The 15555-nt window shown below is 34.5% G+C and carries 14 protein-coding genes; 2 read left to right on the plus strand and 12 right to left on the minus strand.

From position 1 onward, the window contains the following. Positions 1 to 67: 67 nt before the first annotated feature. The 11 genes from leuD to CJP74_RS04325 all read right to left on the minus strand — a co-directional run bounded on the left by leuD (position 68) and on the right by CJP74_RS04325 (position 12270). Positions 68 to 670 (minus strand): 3-isopropylmalate dehydratase small subunit, encoded by a 603-nt coding sequence (gene leuD / locus CJP74_RS04275; protein WP_119497043.1) that lies wholly within the window; start codon positions 668 to 670, stop codon positions 68 to 70. 9 nt (positions 671 to 679) lie between these two features. After that, positions 680 to 2086, minus strand: coding sequence for a 3-isopropylmalate dehydratase large subunit (gene leuC / locus CJP74_RS04280; RefSeq protein ID WP_119497044.1), 1407 nt, complete (start codon positions 2084 to 2086; stop codon positions 680 to 682). Positions 2087 to 2501: 415 nt separating this feature from the next. After that, positions 2502 to 3581 (minus strand): 3-isopropylmalate dehydrogenase, encoded by a 1080-nt coding sequence (gene leuB, locus CJP74_RS04285; protein WP_119497045.1) that lies wholly within the window; start codon positions 3579 to 3581, stop codon positions 2502 to 2504. Beyond that, positions 3571 to 5130: a 2-isopropylmalate synthase gene (gene leuA, locus CJP74_RS04290; protein ID WP_119497046.1), complete on the minus strand. Its 1560-nt coding sequence runs from the start codon at positions 5128 to 5130 to the stop codon at positions 3571 to 3573. Before leuA ends, leuB begins: the two co-directional genes overlap by 11 nt. Before the next feature lie 778 nt (positions 5131 to 5908). Further along, a complete protein-coding gene (locus CJP74_RS04300) occupies positions 5909 to 6274 on the minus strand; it encodes a hypothetical protein (RefSeq protein ID WP_119497048.1) in 366 nt (121 codons plus the stop codon). Between the two features lie 1145 nt (positions 6275 to 7419). Next, on the minus strand, positions 7420 to 7806 hold the full coding sequence (locus CJP74_RS04305) for a hypothetical protein (protein ID WP_119497049.1): 387 nt from the start codon (positions 7804 to 7806) through the stop codon (positions 7420 to 7422). 371 nt (positions 7807 to 8177) lie between these two features. Beyond that, entirely contained in the window at positions 8178 to 8561 is a 384-nt protein-coding gene (locus CJP74_RS04310) for a hypothetical protein (protein ID WP_119497050.1), read from the minus strand. Between the two features lie 69 nt (positions 8562 to 8630). Continuing rightward, a complete protein-coding gene (locus CJP74_RS08105; RefSeq protein WP_222986917.1) occupies positions 8631 to 8792 on the minus strand; it encodes a hypothetical protein in 162 nt (53 codons plus the stop codon). A gap of 738 nt (positions 8793 to 9530) precedes the next feature. Next, entirely contained in the window at positions 9531 to 9746 is a 216-nt protein-coding gene (locus tag CJP74_RS04315; protein WP_119497051.1) for a hypothetical protein, read from the minus strand. Between the two features lie 603 nt (positions 9747 to 10349). Continuing rightward, positions 10350 to 10994 (minus strand): NAD(P)-dependent oxidoreductase, encoded by a 645-nt coding sequence (locus CJP74_RS04320; protein WP_119497052.1) that lies wholly within the window; start codon positions 10992 to 10994, stop codon positions 10350 to 10352. A 628-nt stretch (positions 10995 to 11622) separates the two neighbouring features. Continuing rightward, positions 11623 to 12270: an NAD(P)-dependent oxidoreductase gene (locus CJP74_RS04325; RefSeq protein ID WP_119497053.1), complete on the minus strand. Its 648-nt coding sequence runs from the start codon at positions 12268 to 12270 to the stop codon at positions 11623 to 11625. Between the two features lie 298 nt (positions 12271 to 12568). On the opposite strand from CJP74_RS04325, the gene CJP74_RS08110 reads away from it, so the two are divergent. Further along, complete coding sequence (locus CJP74_RS08110; RefSeq protein WP_222986919.1) at positions 12569 to 12739, plus strand: hypothetical protein; 171 nt, start codon at positions 12569 to 12571, stop codon at positions 12737 to 12739. Between the two features lie 169 nt (positions 12740 to 12908). Here the strand turns inward: CJP74_RS08110 and CJP74_RS04330 are convergent, their stop codons facing one another. Next, on the minus strand, positions 12909 to 14174 hold the full coding sequence (locus tag CJP74_RS04330) for a chloride channel protein (protein WP_119497054.1): 1266 nt from the start codon (positions 14172 to 14174) through the stop codon (positions 12909 to 12911). A 906-nt stretch (positions 14175 to 15080) separates the two neighbouring features. Between CJP74_RS04330 and CJP74_RS04335 the strand changes: the two genes are divergently transcribed. Then, the gene (locus CJP74_RS04335) at positions 15081 to 15485 is read left to right on the plus strand and encodes a hypothetical protein (RefSeq protein ID WP_119497055.1); all 405 of its coding nucleotides are present in this window, start codon (positions 15081 to 15083) and stop codon (positions 15483 to 15485) included. The last annotated feature ends 70 nt before the right edge of the window (positions 15486 to 15555 follow it).

The raw sequence follows: 15555 nt of genomic DNA on the forward strand, positions 1-15555 counted from the left end.
CACCTGTAGTAGCTATATATTTAGACAAATATTTTCTAAAAAAGTTGTAAGTAATTACTATTTATTTTTAACGTAACCATTCAGGAATTTGTTGTTCATAAGCACTAATGGCATCCTGATGCTGTAAGGTTAAACCTATGTTATCTAGACCTTTTATTAAGCATTCTTTGGCAAAAGGGTCTATGGTAAACTCATATACATGCGAACCAACATAAACTTTTTGTTCTGAAAGATTAATGTTAATTTCTTTTCCCAGATTAGCTCTTACCCAAGTAAAAATTTGTTCAATTTCTTCTTCGCTTAAACGAATTGGTAACAGATGATTGTTTAAGCTGTTGTTGTAAAAGATATCTGCAAAGCTTGGGGCTAACATTACTTTGATTCCGTAATCAGATAAAGCCCAAGGAGCGTGTTCACGCGAAGAACCACAACCAAGGTTTTTGCGAGCTAAGAGAATGGTTGCTCCTTGATACTCAGGATAGTTAAAGACAAACTCTGGATTAGGTTGAGTACCTTGAGCATCTAAATAACGCCATTGATGAAATAAGTGCTTACCAAAACCTTCGCGTGTTACCGCTTGGAGAAATTGTTTGGGAATAATTGCATCTGTATCTACATTGGCAATATCAAGAGGAATAACTAGACCTGCATGAGTTGTAAAACCTGACATCTTCTTCTCCTATAATAGTTCTACTTTACGTATATCGGTAAACTTACCAAACACAGCAGCTGCTGCTGCCATAGCTGGACTCACTAAATGGGTACGACCATTGCGACCTTGACGACTCTCAAAGTTGCGGTTAGAAGTAGAAGCACAACGCTCTCCTTCGCCTAAACGGTCATCGTTCATAGCAAGACACATAGAGCACCCAGGTAAACGCCACTCAAAACCAGCCTCAAGGAAGATTTTATCAAGACCTTCACGCTCAGCCTGTTCTCTAACTAAGCCCGAACCTGGAACTACTAAAGCCACTACCCCAGGAGCAACCTTGCGTCCTTTAACTACAGCCGCTGCTGCACGCAGATCTTCAATGCGTGAGTTAGTGCACGAACCAATAAAAACTTTATCTACTGGAACTTCAGTGAGATTAATCTCAGGATCAAGTCCCATGTATTTAAGAGCTTTTTGGGCAGATTGACGGGCAATTAAATCATTGATGTTTTCTGGGTTAGGCACAGTTTGGTCAATGGCAATAACTTGCCCAGGATTAGTTCCCCAAGTTACTTGCGGAGCAATTTGCCAAGCTTCGATTACTACCTCTTTATCAAACACAGCATCTGCATCTGAATGCAGAGTTTGCCAGTAAGCAACAGCTTGTTCCCATTGTTCGCCCTTAGGAGCAAAAGGACGTCCTTTTAAATACGCAAAAGTGGTTTGGTCGGGAGCAATAATTCCTGCTTTAGCCCCCATTTCAATGGCCATGTTACATACGGTCATGCGTCCTTCCATAGATAGATCCGTAATTGCCTGTCCACAGAATTCTACTACGTAACCTGTACCCCCTGCCATAGTCATTTTTCCAATAATTGCTAGTACTATATCCTTGGCTGTAATACCTGGAGCTACCTTGCCTTTTACTTCAATTTTCATGGTTTTAACTCGAGCTTGTTTGAGCGTTTGCGTTGCCAGCACATGCTCTACTTCCGAAGTACCTATGCCAAAAGCTAGTGCCCCAAAAGCTCCATGTGTTGAAGTATGAGAGTCACCACATACTATATTCATTCCAGGTAAGGTTAAACCTTGCTCGGGTCCAACTACATGGACTATGCCTTGGTTTTTATGTTGCAGATCATAGAGAGAAATATTATTGGCTTTGCAATTTTTATCTAGCTCTAATACTTGAATGCGAGCTTGCTCTCCACAGGCAGCAGGATCACGACTTTGCGTTGAAATACTGTGGTCCATAGTCGCAAAGGTTTTACTCGGTTGACGGACTTGACGTCCTGCTTGACGTAAACCCGCAAAAGCTTGCGGTGAGGTCACCTCATGCATAAGGTGACGGTTAATATAGATAATTGGTGTTTGTCCTGGCTCTTCGTGCACTAGGTGAGCATCGAAAAGTTTTTGATATAAAGTTTTTCCCATAAGTAACCACTCTCGTTTTTTTATTTTTTTTCTAGAGAAAAAGTATTTAAAGTATTTTAAGTTTTAGTTCTTGCCATAGAGTTAAAGGCTAGGGCAAGAAGTGTGTTTTGTGTTTTGTGTCAGCTTTTTTTGTGTTTTTGTGTTTTGTGCTTGGTGTCAGTCTTTTGTGTTTTGTGTTTTTGTGATTTGTGCTTTTATGTCAGTTTTTTTGCTTTTGTGTTTTGTGTTTAGTTATAGTTTTTTGCACTTGTGAGCTTTTGTTCTTTGCTGTACTGACTTTTTACTTTACCTTTTGAGCTTTTGCCTCTGGCAACTTACTTGTTGCTTGGGCTATTAGCTTGAGCTTTTGTTTTGCCTTGAGCTTTTACCAGTTCCCTGAGCTTACTCAGGGTAAGGTGAGAGCCTCTCCCTTACCTTAAATGTGAGATGCAATTAAGTCACCCATTTGACTCGTACTAACTGCTTGCGTTTGAGCATCTGCTAGATCTGCAGTACGATAGCCTTGAGCGAGAACCTTTTGGACCGCTTGCTCTATAGCTTGAGCTGCTTGTTCTTGCTTAAAGCTATAACGGAGCATTAAAGCTGCTGAGAGAATTTGCGCAATTGGATTAGCAATATTTTTACCAGCAATATCGGGTGCCGAGCCTCCTGCTGGTTCATATAAACCAAAACCATCTTGGTTCATACTTGCCGAAGGTAACATCCCCATAGAGCCAGTAATCATGGCACATTCATCCGAGATAATGTCACCAAAAATATTGGAACAAAGTAATACATCAAAACTCGCAGGTTGTTTAATTAACTGCATGGTGGCATTGTCTATGTACATATGCTCGACTTCTACTTCAGGATAAGCTTGAGCTACTTGGTTTACCGTATCTCGCCAGAGCATGGAACTTAAAAGCACATTCGCTTTATCTATTGAAGTTACTTTACGCTTGCGTTTTTGGGCTGCTTGAAAAGCTAAATGAGCAATGCGAGCTATTTCATACTTGTAATAAACTTCAGTATCAAAAGCCATTTCTTGCTCCCCCTCTCCTTGGCGTCCTTTAGGTTGCCCAAAGTAAATGCCTCCAGTTAGTTCACGCATTACCAGTAAATCAAAACCCTTGCCCGCTATATCCGCTCTTAGTGGACAAAACTGCTCTAACCCTTGATAGAGTTTGGCAGGACGCATATTAGCAAAGAGAGCAAAGTGCTTGCGTAGAGGCAGTAAAGCTCCGCGTTCTGGTTGTTGGGCTGGAGGTAAGTGCTCCCATTTGGGACCTCCTACCGAACCAAAAAGAATTGCTTGCGCTTGCTCGCAACCTGCTAGAGTCTCAGGCGGTAAAGCCTGCCCAAATTGATCTATAGCAGCACCACCAACAGCATATTCGTCATACTCTAGGGAAAAATTAAATTTTTTCTCTACGGCTTGCAGAACTTTAAGAGCTTGTGCCATTACCTCTGGACCTATGCCGTCTCCTGCTAATACTGCTACTTTATTATTTTGCATAACTAACTCCTTTATTTTTTAGAGCTGATACTTTTTGAGCACGATAAATGGCATTAATAGCGTTTACCAGAGCTAATGCCGAAGACTCGATAATGTCAGTAGCTAGACCTACACCATGGTATTTACGTCCTTGGTGTTCGACTACTATATCCACTTGCCCAAGAGCTTTAGTACCGTCTCCTTTAGCGGCTATATTGTAATCTAGCATATGCAGATCATCTAGCTTAGTTAGAGCCAGAATTGCATTATAAGTAGCATCAACTGGACCATTACCTCCTGTACTTACAGTGTTCATTTTCTCGCCGTCGAGTTCGAGCTCAACGAACGAAGTTGCAGGGTAATCGGTAACAGCATGGGCACTTACTTTTTTAAGGCTAAGGCGATCGCTCGCTTCTGACTGCATATCAATAAAGGCAAGAGCCTCGAGATCATAATCAAATACTTGTCCTTTTTTGTCAGCAAGAGCCAGAAACGCTTGATAAAGTTTATCAAGATCATAGTCTTGCTCACTATATCCCATATCCGTCATGTGTCCTTTAACGGCCGCTCGCCCCGAACGTGCAGTTAGATTGAGTTTTTCTTTTTTGAGGCCTATGCTCTCAGGACTAAGAATCTCATAAGTGTTTTTGTTTTTAAGCATGCCGTCTTGGTGAATACCCGAAGAGTGAGCAAAAGCATTAGCTCCAACTATGGCCTTGTTAGGTTGAATTGGCATATTACAAAGTTGACTTACCATTTGGCTAACACGGTAAATCTCTTTGCTGTTGATATTGGTGTCTACGCCTAGCAGAGCTTGACGAGTTTTAATTGCCATTACCACTTCTTCAAGAGCAGTGTTTCCTGCCCGTTCGCCAATGCCGTTAATTGTACACTCAATTTGTCGAGCTCCATGTTGTACGGCAGTTAAAGAATTAGCGGTTGCCATGCCTAGGTCATTGTGGCAGTGTACCGAGATCACTGCCTTATCAATGTTAGGCACGCGATTGCGTACATTAGTAATAATCGAAGCAAATTCTTCGGGCAGGGTAAAGCCAACGGTATCAGGAATGTTAATAGTGGTTGCCCCTGCGTCTATAGCTGCTTCGACTATACGACAAATATTATCTACTCCCGTACGTCCTGCGTCTTCACAAGAGAACTCTACATCATCGGTATAGCGACGCGCATGTTTTACTGCATGTACTGCCATGTCTACTACTTGCTCAAAAGAACGCTTGAGTTTACTTTCTACATGCAGAGCTGAAGTAGCAATAAAAGTATGAATTCTAAAATCTTTAGCCTCTTTTAAAGCTTGATAGGCCGCGTCTATATCCTTTTCTACAGCACGAGCAAGAGCACAGACACGTGAGTTCTTGATGTGACGAGCAATAGTTTGCACTGACTCAAAGTCACCTAGCGACGAAACTGGAAAACCAACTTCCATAATATCGACGCCAAGTTTTTCTAGAGCTAGAGCAATTTGTAGTTTTTCTTTTACGGAAAGACTTGCTTTAAGAGCTTGCTCTCCATCCCGTAGGGTAGTATCAAAAATAATAATCTTGTCAGACATTTTTTAAACTCCAAACCAAAAAAAAAGACCCCGCACATTTGTGCGAGGTCTCTAAGTGATTTTTTCTTTTGCTACTTTTTTATCCACGACCAAGCGCCACAAATGTATCATTTGCGTTCACTAAGTCTAATAATAAAGAAGTAACTGGGAAAAACATATAAGTAACCTATTAATAAAAATATTGAATATATAAGACAATAAACCTTATGTAAATAAATTAACACGAAAAAAATTTCCTTGCAAGAGGGAAAATTATTTTTTTAGAAAACTTCCTGAGCCTAAAGGAAGAAAAACTACGAATTTCTCAGGAGTGCAAAGAGTTTTTTTAGGAGAAATTTTTTTTAATTTTTTTTCTAATTTTTTTATTGTTGCAAATAAATTGAGGAATTTTATTGGTTTTTTTAGCAAAAAATCAGGAACAAAAGAATTATTTTTTCAAAAAAATATCACCAAAGAATATTTCTCTAAATAAGCAAGCAGTAGCAAAGAAAATTTCTCTAAATAAGCAAACAAGCAACAACAATGAATATTTCCAAACAGCAACGCAAAATATCTCTCTAGATATAAACAAACAGCAACAAAGAAGATCTCTCTTAATAATCAAGCAAATAAAGATTTTCCATTTTTCTTTGCTAAGTTTATTTTACTTTTCTCGCTCTACTCTTTGATTTTTCTTGCAAATGTTTGATTCTACCGATACCTAAAACTTTTACTCTTTGTCACTGTCTAAAGTACTGTTAAAAAAATGTCCTCTGCACGGGCAGAGGACTTAAATTTTTTAATTGTTGCCAATACGTTCGCTTCTTGCAAAAGCGGTTAACATTTGATTAATCTCTTGTGGAGCAAGATAAGAAGGAGCTTTTACTAAAAGTGAGCCCAGATTATATGTGCGCATTGGCATAGGTTGATCGTTTACTTTAATTACCAATATACAAGTTGCATTGCTTCTGTACATAGCACCATAGATTTTTTGTTTATTGGTACTTAAGTCAATTACTTTTTCTAAAGTAGAATTGACCATAGGTTTAAATGTAGGTGCTTGCGTATAAACGGCAGGGTTCGAACTGAAAGTACTTTTTTCTTCAGCTTGAGCCTGCATCCAAGTAAAATTAGCTAATAAAGTAAAAATTAGAAAATACTTCATAGCAATTTATTAGAGAAGATTAACTTAAATCGCACAGATTTAAGCTAAGGTTAATAACTTAAATATAGACAAGTATTTACCAATATTTAACTTAAATACAGATAAATGTTAAACCGAATTTAAGGAAAAAACTTTTTGTTGATTTTTTCCTAAGAAAAAGTTTAATTTAGTGATAACTAAATTAAATAGTGTACTATAATAAAAGCATAGGTTTTTTATTATTTATCGCGAGAATTCCTCGCTGTAATAAAACTTTAGTTGAGTACTACTGCAAATACTCAACTAAAGAAACATATACCAAAATACAATACATAATCTTTGTTTAAGATTATATATATTGAGGTATAACGCTAAATTTTTAATTTCCAAGAGGGAAAAAACAAATTATTTTTCCTTTATTCTAAAAACACCGAGAGATTCGGGAACTAAAAAGAAAGTTTTTTGGAAAAATAAAAATTTATCTTACCTATTCTTTATTCTCCCTTACGTTAAACTAGAGACTTTTTATGAAAAAATATCTCCTACGAGCGAGTTTACTAATCTTAGCGGCGAGCTTGGTTTTATGTTCATGTACACCTAAACCCAGCTATAGAATAGTACCCGTAAGTACGGTTGTACTTGTTTTTAATGATTCTCCTGTTGTTAAACCTACACAAATACTGTAAGTAAATACAAAAAATTACAGTATTTTTTGAGGAAGAAAAGCAAAGAAATTACTTTGCTCCCCCTTGAAGTAAGCCTTTGTCTGAGATTTTTCTTCCTCTTTCTTTTCTCTTTACCTCGCTTTTTTACTTTTACTTTTTTATTTTAGGCTTAGCTTATCTAGCTTTTTGCCTTAGCTTTTTTCTTTATCTTATCTGCTTTTTGCCTCATATCTTTTCCCCTTGCTTCCTTATATCAGCATATTTTCTTTTGCTTTAGCTTTTATCCGAACTTATATTTCCTCTTATTCTTGCCTTGTAATTCCCTTCTCGATTATTAGCTTTACTTGCGTTAACATTTTCTTGCTTTACTTAGTTTGCTTGCTTTGCTAACTTGTTAAGCTCTTTCATTTCTTGGCCCTGCTATAAATTTTGCCAAAAAAAAGAGTCACCCGCAGGTAACTCTTATAATTTTTTGCTTTTAATTTAAATAATTAACCAAAACTAATTTTCCACGCGTTGTGATAGTCCATATTGTTTTAACACTTGGTTAATAGTGTCTGCACTCATAGATTGCGGTGCAGTAATTGATAAACTATCAATGCTATAAGTTCGCATAGGAACTACTTCTGCACTTTCACGAATTAGTACCGCTTGGATTACCCCATTATTAAATAATCCTGAGTAAACTTTACCGTTTTCGGTATCTAAAACATTAGTACGAACTGCGGTATAACCCTCTAAAAATAGTTCTGGTACTAGTTTTGCTGATTCAGTTGTTTGGCTAGCTGTATTTGTAGACGTATTAGTCTCAGCATATACACTAGTTGTTCCTGCAAAACCTAAAGTTGCTGCTACTAAAAGTGAAGTAATAATTTTTTTACTTAGCATAGTGATTTCCTTATGTTGTTTGTTGTGTTTTTTATTATAAAACTTTGTTGTAAGTGTTGTTCTATTTAGCCTATGCTTTTAGCTATTGGGCTAGTTTATCTGGGCTTTTTCCCTTATTAGATTGTTAAATGGGTAAACTATTTACCCTATTTAGCTCCTAGCCTTACTTTTTATCTTATTAGTATGTTGTTTGGCAATTAACTTGTTATTTTTTTCTTTGCAGTTTTTTGTGTTGTTTGGCAATTAGCTTGTTGTTTTTTATCTTGGCAATTGGGTATTGCTCTTTTTTTGCAGTTTTGTTGTTTTTATCTGAGCAACCCGTTTGTTGTTTTTCTTTGCAGTTTTGTTGTTTTTTCTTTGTTGTTTGTTGTTTAGTCTAGAGCTACTCTCACTACATTTTTATTTGCATCAAAACGTAGATCTAAACCAAGACCTTCTAAGAGGCGATTAATATTAACTATGTCTAAACTATCGACAATAGTTAAAGTTACTAAACCAATTTGATAAATAGTTCCTTGTTCTGAGTTATCTACATTAGTAAGAACTATATTGTCTCTGCCGTCAAACTTTTTAAAGTGCATGGCAATGTAACGTCCTTGTTCATTGTCAATTACACTCATGTTAGAAGCGGCCGCGAGATTAAAACTAGAGCCAGATTCTACTTGAATGTTCTGACTAGAAGTTTGGGCGTAAACCATATTCGGAGCTGTAGCTACAGCTAGAGCGAGGAATATAGCAAAAAACTTTGCGTACATGGAAAATATCCTAAGTTGAGACAGATAACCAAATGTTATTTGGAAAAGATCAAAAAAAAATCGAGAGGATTAAGCTTTGTTTTCAGGATGCTGAGTTACTACATGAGCTACACTAGATTTGTGTTGCGAATCATTTTGAGCAACATGATTCACTGTAGAAAAATTACCTACACTCAAAATAACTAAAGTACCTGTTACTAAAAAATTAATAAGCTTCTTAAAAATTGACATAACTAGTTTCCTATAAGTTGTTGTTTATGCAAATCTCTATAACTTAGAGAAGGTTGTGATGGGTGTTATTAAAGTTATAGAGTTGATTTTTGAGCAAACTAGTGTCTCTTTTTTATCCTCTCTATTATTTAATGAGTTAAATTGTTTATGCTTGTTGTTTTGTTTTTAACGTTTACTATTATATATTTTTTCTTCGTCTAAATCAATAAGTGAGTACTCACTTTTTTATTTTTTTAGTAAAAAAAATAACATTCGGGAATTTCCTAAATGTTATTTTTTTAATTATTTACTTCTTTTACTTGTAAGAGTATGAAGTTGATAGTTTCTTAATTCTTCTAATAAGAAAACTTCTTTACTTTGCATGACGCCTCCCGCGTTATCTATAAGTAAAACTAGTTGTTATTTGTGTTTTTATAATTCTATATTTTGGTATAAAGGGGGTTAACTAGTTTTAGGTTATGTTGTTTACGGTTTATATTATACGGAAAATTAAATCAAAATGCAATAACTGAGTAAACACTTTTTTATTTTTTTAGAGACAGATTTTTGTTTTTGCTAGATATTCTCTAGAGTTTTTTAGCTTAATTTTTTCTTAACCCTTACTCCAATTAGGGCTATGAATTTACAATTTTAGTAATTTGTTCTATGAGGGATTTATTTTTTATTTTGCTTTGAGGGTTTTTTCTTAAAAAGAAAGGACGGAAATTAAAAAATTTCCGTCCTTTTAGTTAAAAAAATTTATCGGTTGTTTTTAAAGCTAAATGCTGTTAGTTGTTCATTTGGCATTGTAATTTGCGTGTTAGATGAATCATTTGCACTTTCAACAGCAACCACTTGGTTTTGTGCTAATTCAACATTAGCCTGTTGTGTAACAAATGCTCCTACACTTAACGCCGTAGCAATAACTGCTACACTTGTTAAAGCAAATTTAGAAAAGAATGATACAGCTGACATACTTAGACCTCCATCTAGTTATGAGTTGCACATTATCCGAACTTAACCTATCCTCAAATAAAGTTAAATTCGGGACCAATTCCTGTAATCTCTACAGTAAAAGTCTTACTTTTTCTTTATGCTTAAGCTTTAGCTTTAACTAAAGCTATAAGCTTAATTTCCAAAGTAGGTCTTATAAAAAAAATTAAGTTGCTAATGAACTTAATTTATTGATATTTTTACGAAAGTTTTTAAGTTTTATTATTTGTTTATATATTTATTCTACCTAAAGAAATTATTAATGTCAATAACTGAGTGAACACTTTTTTATATTTTTGACATTTTTCTTTTTAGCAGTCGATTTGATAAAAAAATATCTTATCACCATAGATATATAGGCAAATTCTTTTATTTCAAGAGGGGAAGAGAAATATATTTTTACTTTAAAGCCAGTCTTTTAATTGGGGATTGTAAGGAGATTATTTTGTTGGAGAAGATTATTTTGTTGGATTTTTGAATTTGAATATGTCTTTATATTATTTTGCATAGGTCTTTATATTATAAAGGTAAAAAAAGAGGCTAACAGCACGTTAACCTCTAATACCAATATCTAAATGTAATATCTTATTTGTCACCTTGACGGAAGTTTACCCAAGCACGGTTAAGTTTTTGTGCTTCGATTTGGTTTGCTAACTCCCATGCAAAGTCTTTATATGAAAGGTAGCTTTGCCCCTCGTTGTTAACTGTAAAATCAGGACCAGCTAGAACTACATTTTTACTTAGTTCCCCTTCAAAATCAAAAGAAGCAGCTGGAGAAATAAATACCCAATTAACCGTTTGGTTACCACGGTATACATTATTTAATACCGCACCTTGAGCATCAGCTACAGCTTTATATTCTGCAGGAAATTCTGGTGTGTCTTTTAAAGCTAAGTTAGCTTTAGCATCTACAAATAATGCACCTGCACCACCAACTACATATAGAGTTGTTTTTGTTCCAGCTAAAAGGTTAACTAAATTACGGTTAGCTTGATCGTGTTGCTCAGCAATATCATCACCTACAAATAACCCAAAAGCATTTACTACTGCATCATAACCTGCTACATCTTCTTTAGTTAAGTTACGAATGTCTTTTTCTAAATAGCTAGTTAAAAATGCATTACGGTTAGCTGAATGTGAGTTACCAGTTACTTGGTGACCACGTGCTACTAATTCTTGTGCTACTAAAGTACCTACTTTACCGTTTGATGATAATACTAAAATTTTCATGTTGTTTTTTCCTTATATTAATATGTTAAGTATGTAATTTTTTTGTTGCTTTATTATTGCGAACATCACCAGTATAGCAAGATTAAAATAAGAAAAAAAGACGTTACATTCGTTTCCCCATAGTTACAAAAATGTAATAATTACGTATTTTAAGCGTCAAAGTGGCAAAATTTTTTTTAAATTTTTTTGCATTTTTTTGACTTAGTTTTTTATTTTGCATTTTTTTTGCAAAATTATAGTCTTTTTTTACCTTGCAACTTAATTTAAGCAAAATAAAAATTGGTTTAATTTTCGCTTTTGAGCTTAATTTATCCTTGTGAAATTTACATTTTCTCCCTCAAAATTCCCCTATCTTTTAGATTAGCTTCTAGCATTTATATGGATTTAAGGAAATTTTCTTCTTTAACCACGAATATTACTAATAACTAACCACAAATAAAAAGGAAAATTTTCTCCTTTAACAATTTAAAAGGATTCATAGTTTTACTCGATTTATAACAAATTTAGCGAGCTTTGTTTACTTAAAAAAATAGCCCAACATCAAAAGATGTTAGGCTAACAATTGAGAATATTTTGACCGCAATATCCCAATAAATAGAAAATGATAAATCTATTATTCTTTATGTAATTATTTGTCACCTTGACGGAAGTTTACCCAAGCACGGTTAAGTTTTTGTGCTTCAACTTGGTTTGCTAATTCCCATGCAAAGTCTTTATATGAAAGGTAACTTTGACCTTCGTTGTTCACTGTAAAGTCTGGACCAGCTAGAACTACGTTTTTAGTTAGTTCCCCTTCAAAATCAAAGAAAGCAGCTGGAGAGATAAATACCCAATTAACCGTTTGGTTGCCACGGAATAAGTGTTTTAATGAATATGCTTGTGCATTTGCTACAGCTTGGTATTCTGCTGGGAAGTCTGGAGTATCTTTTAAAGCAAGGTTAGTTTTAGCATCAACAAATAATGAACCTGCACCACCAACTACATATAGAGTTGTTTTACTACCTGCAAGAAGATCTAATAAGTGTTTGTTTACTTGAGCGTATAGTTCAGTAATTTGAGCTTCTTCACCTAGTACCCCAAAAGCATTAACTACTGCATCATAACCTGCTACGTCTTCTTTAGTTAAGTTACGAATATCTTTTTCTAAGTAGCTAGTTAAAAAAGCATTACGGTTTGCTGAATGTGAGTTACCTGTTACTTGGTGACCACGTGCTAATAATTCTTGTGCTACTAATGTACCTGCTTTACCGTTTGATGATAATACTAAAATTTTCATGTTGTACTTTCCTTATATTAATTTGTTGTGTGTATTATTTTTTGTTCTTTGTTATTGCGAACAAACCCAGTATAGCAAGATAAAAATTAGAAAAAAAGACGTTACATTCGTTTCCCCATAGTTACAAAAATGTAATAATTACGTACTTATAAGCGTCAAAGAGGTAAAATTTTTTTAAATTTTTTTTGCATTTTTTTAGAACAAAAATACTTTTTTGCAAATAAAGCATTAATTTAAATACATCTTCAAGGATTTTATTTATTTTTTTTGCTTAGCAATTTTTGCTGCAGTGCTAAAAATGAAATTGGGCAATAAAAAGGGTTCGACATTTTTTAATACCAACCCCTATAAGAGAAAAGTAGGCAAAAAGCAAAGCAAAAAAAAGAGAAAAGACAAAAAAGAAATTCAAGCAAAGAGCAATAAAAATAAAAAACAAAACAACCAAATAGTCAAAAACAAAATTACTTAATAACTACAAACAAAAACAATCAAATCAGCAAACAAAAAAAATAAGATAACCAAATCAGCAAACAAGCAAAATAAAATAATCAATTCAGCAAAAACCATATCCCCAAAAAAAAATAAACAAAATAAAAGAGCTTAGCCTCAAGTTAAGCTAAGCTCTAAAAAATTAAAAACTATTTTTTGCTCTCTGATACTGAACTTTTTTCTTCTTTGCTCTTAAAGCTTAACGGAAAAAAGTTACCTACCGCCATAGCTGTTACTACCCCAGCAAGAAGTGGTAAATAAGCATCAAAGCCTTGTCCTGTAAAACCTATAGCTAAAGCAAAAGCGGTTAAAGGAGCATTCATGGATACTGCTAAAAAGGCAGCCGAACAAACTACTGTTGCCATGGTTACATCCATGGAAGGAGCAACTAAGTGTATTAAGCCTCCTACCACTAAACCAAATACTGCTCCTAAAGCAAAGCCTGGGGTTAAAGTACCGCCATAAGCTCCTGCTCTTAGGTTAGCAATTACCATTATCCATTTAAAAACAAATAGTAAAGCTCCCAGACTAATTGGGGCTAACCAATAAGCTGTCTGGGCTGTAGAACGTCCATTACCCAGAATTTCTGGTAACCAAATTGCCACTATCCCTGTTAACACAAATACTAAAGGTAAAGTAATAATTAATTCTTTGCCTTTTACTTTATTTGCCTCAGCCCATTTTACTTGGTTGCCGAAAATTTTTGCAGGAATACCAACTAGAATACCTAATACCACTGCCCACCATACATGAGCTTGATCCATAGCAATTTGCGGCACTTGATAAAAAGTTTCTGGAGATACGGTAATACGTGCTACGTAAGTTGCAATTACGGAAGTAGTAAGAGCAATTAAAGCATAGGGAATATTAATTACGCCTATGAGAATTTCCAAAGCAAAAATAGCTCCTGCTAAAGGAACATGGTATACCCCTGCTAAACCCGCAGCAGCCCCACAAGCAACTAATACGGAAAATATTTTTGGGTCATCAATGCGACATAAACGTGCAGATAGCGAAGCAAAAGTTGCTCCCACTTCACGTGGAGCTACTTCACGACCTATAGGAGCCCCAACTCCTACAGAAAAGATTTGCATTAAAGAGTGAGCAAGGTTGTCCATCACAGGAGGTTTTTTACCTTCCATCATCCCTTTGATACCCACTATAGGTTTACCTTTTAATTGTAACCATGCCCATAAAGGACCGATAATGATTCCCCCTATTGCCAGAGCATAGAGGCGACGTTGCCAAGTTGTATCATCCGTAACAACTGGATATTCAGTTTCCGAGTGACCAAAGGCAAGAACTTCAACATGGTGGATTAGCCAACTTAAAAAAGCTGCACCTAAGCCAGCCATAACCCCTACTAAAACTACACATAAAGCAAGTCGGAGTTTATAAAGTAAATTCTCTTTCATGATGATCTTTGTTCAGTTTTTTAAAAAATCGGGCTTATTATACTGTAAGTTAAACTTAAATGTTAGCCTTTGTACGGAAAACAAAGGAGAAAAAACTAAGACCTAGCAAAGAAAAAAGCATGCGATGAGCAAACACTAAATAAAAAGCAAAAAGCTTAATGCAATATGCACTTAATAAAAGGAGCTAAAAACCTTAAATACTTTTTTTCCTCTCAAAATCAAATAAAGCTATAAAGCTATTTAGATATTTAGATATAAAAATAAATTAACTCCTTTAAAGAAGAGAAAAATAAAATTGATTCTCCTTACTAAATTAAAAAAATGCCTCTCATTAAAGTAAAAAATAACTCTAATTTAAAGTAATAAATACCTCTCAATAAAATAAAAAATGAAGCTAAAAAAAATAAATTAAAATAAAAAAATTATTGCAGATTTTACAAAAGTCTATTGCATAAAATGCAATAGAGGATAAAAAATACCTAAAAATCAACAATCATGCAAATTGCTAAAAAGTGGAAAAATAAAAAAGTAATTACTCACTTATTGAAAAATTAAAAAGTGAGGCATATAATTACCAATGTAAAAAGTTAGGGAAAAATAAAAAGACCTTAACTGCTATTAAACAACATAAAAGTTATTCTAGAAATTCCCTTAAGGGAAGCAAAAACACAAACAAAACACAAACAAAACAACAAACAAAACAACAAACAAAACAACAAACAAAAAAAACAAACAACACATTAAACAACATAATAATTATTCTAGAACACTCCCGAAAGGGAAAAATAACACAAACAAAACAACAAAACACACAAAACACACAAAAACAACTTAAACAACAAAAAACAACTTAAACAACAAACTTAACAACACAATAATTTAACAATAAAACATAGGAATCTAGTTATGAAAATCAAATCAGTATTATTATCAGCTTTAGTAGCAACAACAGCTTTAGTATCAATCAACGCAAACGCAAGCACTAAAGATCCAGCAACTGCTTATAGCGACTACTACAAAATGTCAGCAGCTCAAAAAGCAGCTATGAATACTCAAACAAAAACTTTAGATGTAGACGGTAAAGCTATCCAAGCAACTGTAACTACAGGTGTTTCAGGGGTAATGAACATTGCTTTAGGTGATCAACACGCTACTCTAGCTTACTACAACCTAGGTAACATGATTATTAAAGCTCCAGCTTCAATGAGCCTAAACGATATTAATGCTTCATTAAGAGCTTTAGAAGTAAGCAACGAAATCCCTGCTGTAAGTTATGTAATGACTCAAGCAGAGATGAACAAAAAATCATAATTATTGAATTTATCTTAAGAGTCTTTTAAATTTAGCCCTCTTAATCAAATAATATAAAAAGTTTATAATA

The sequence above is a fragment of the Psittacicella melopsittaci genome (assembly GCF_003585925.1).
GTDB classification, from domain to species: domain Bacteria; phylum Pseudomonadota; class Gammaproteobacteria; order Enterobacterales; family Psittacicellaceae; genus Psittacicella; species Psittacicella melopsittaci.

Coding starts and splice junctions, on each gene's coding strand:
- leuB (WP_119497045.1), bottom strand. CDS start 3,581: ATGCAAAATAATAAAGTAGCAGTATTAGCAGGAGACGGCATAGGTCCA.
- leuD (WP_119497043.1), bottom strand. CDS start 670: ATGTCAGGTTTTACAACTCATGCAGGTCTAGTTATTCCTCTTGATATT.
- CJP74_RS04335 (WP_119497055.1), top strand. CDS start 15,081: ATGAAAATCAAATCAGTATTATTATCAGCTTTAGTAGCAACAACAGCT.
- CJP74_RS04320 (WP_119497052.1), bottom strand. CDS start 10,994: ATGAAAATTTTAGTATTATCATCAAACGGTAAAGTAGGTACTTTAGTA.
- CJP74_RS04310 (WP_119497050.1), bottom strand. CDS start 8,561: ATGTACGCAAAGTTTTTTGCTATATTCCTCGCTCTAGCTGTAGCTACA.
- leuC (WP_119497044.1), bottom strand. CDS start 2,086: ATGGGAAAAACTTTATATCAAAAACTTTTCGATGCTCACCTAGTGCAC.
- CJP74_RS04315 (WP_119497051.1), bottom strand. CDS start 9,746: ATGTCAGCTGTATCATTCTTTTCTAAATTTGCTTTAACAAGTGTAGCA.
- leuA (WP_119497046.1), bottom strand. CDS start 5,130: ATGTCTGACAAGATTATTATTTTTGATACTACCCTACGGGATGGAGAG.
- CJP74_RS04330 (WP_119497054.1), bottom strand. CDS start 14,174: ATGAAAGAGAATTTACTTTATAAACTCCGACTTGCTTTATGTGTAGTT.
- CJP74_RS04300 (WP_119497048.1), bottom strand. CDS start 6,274: ATGAAGTATTTTCTAATTTTTACTTTATTAGCTAATTTTACTTGGATG.
- CJP74_RS08105 (WP_222986917.1), bottom strand. CDS start 8,792: ATGTCAATTTTTAAGAAGCTTATTAATTTTTTAGTAACAGGTACTTTA.
- CJP74_RS04305 (WP_119497049.1), bottom strand. CDS start 7,806: ATGCTAAGTAAAAAAATTATTACTTCACTTTTAGTAGCAGCAACTTTA.
- CJP74_RS04325 (WP_119497053.1), bottom strand. CDS start 12,270: ATGAAAATTTTAGTATTATCATCAAACGGTAAAGCAGGTACATTAGTA.
- CJP74_RS08110 (WP_222986919.1), top strand. CDS start 12,569: ATGAAATTGGGCAATAAAAAGGGTTCGACATTTTTTAATACCAACCCC.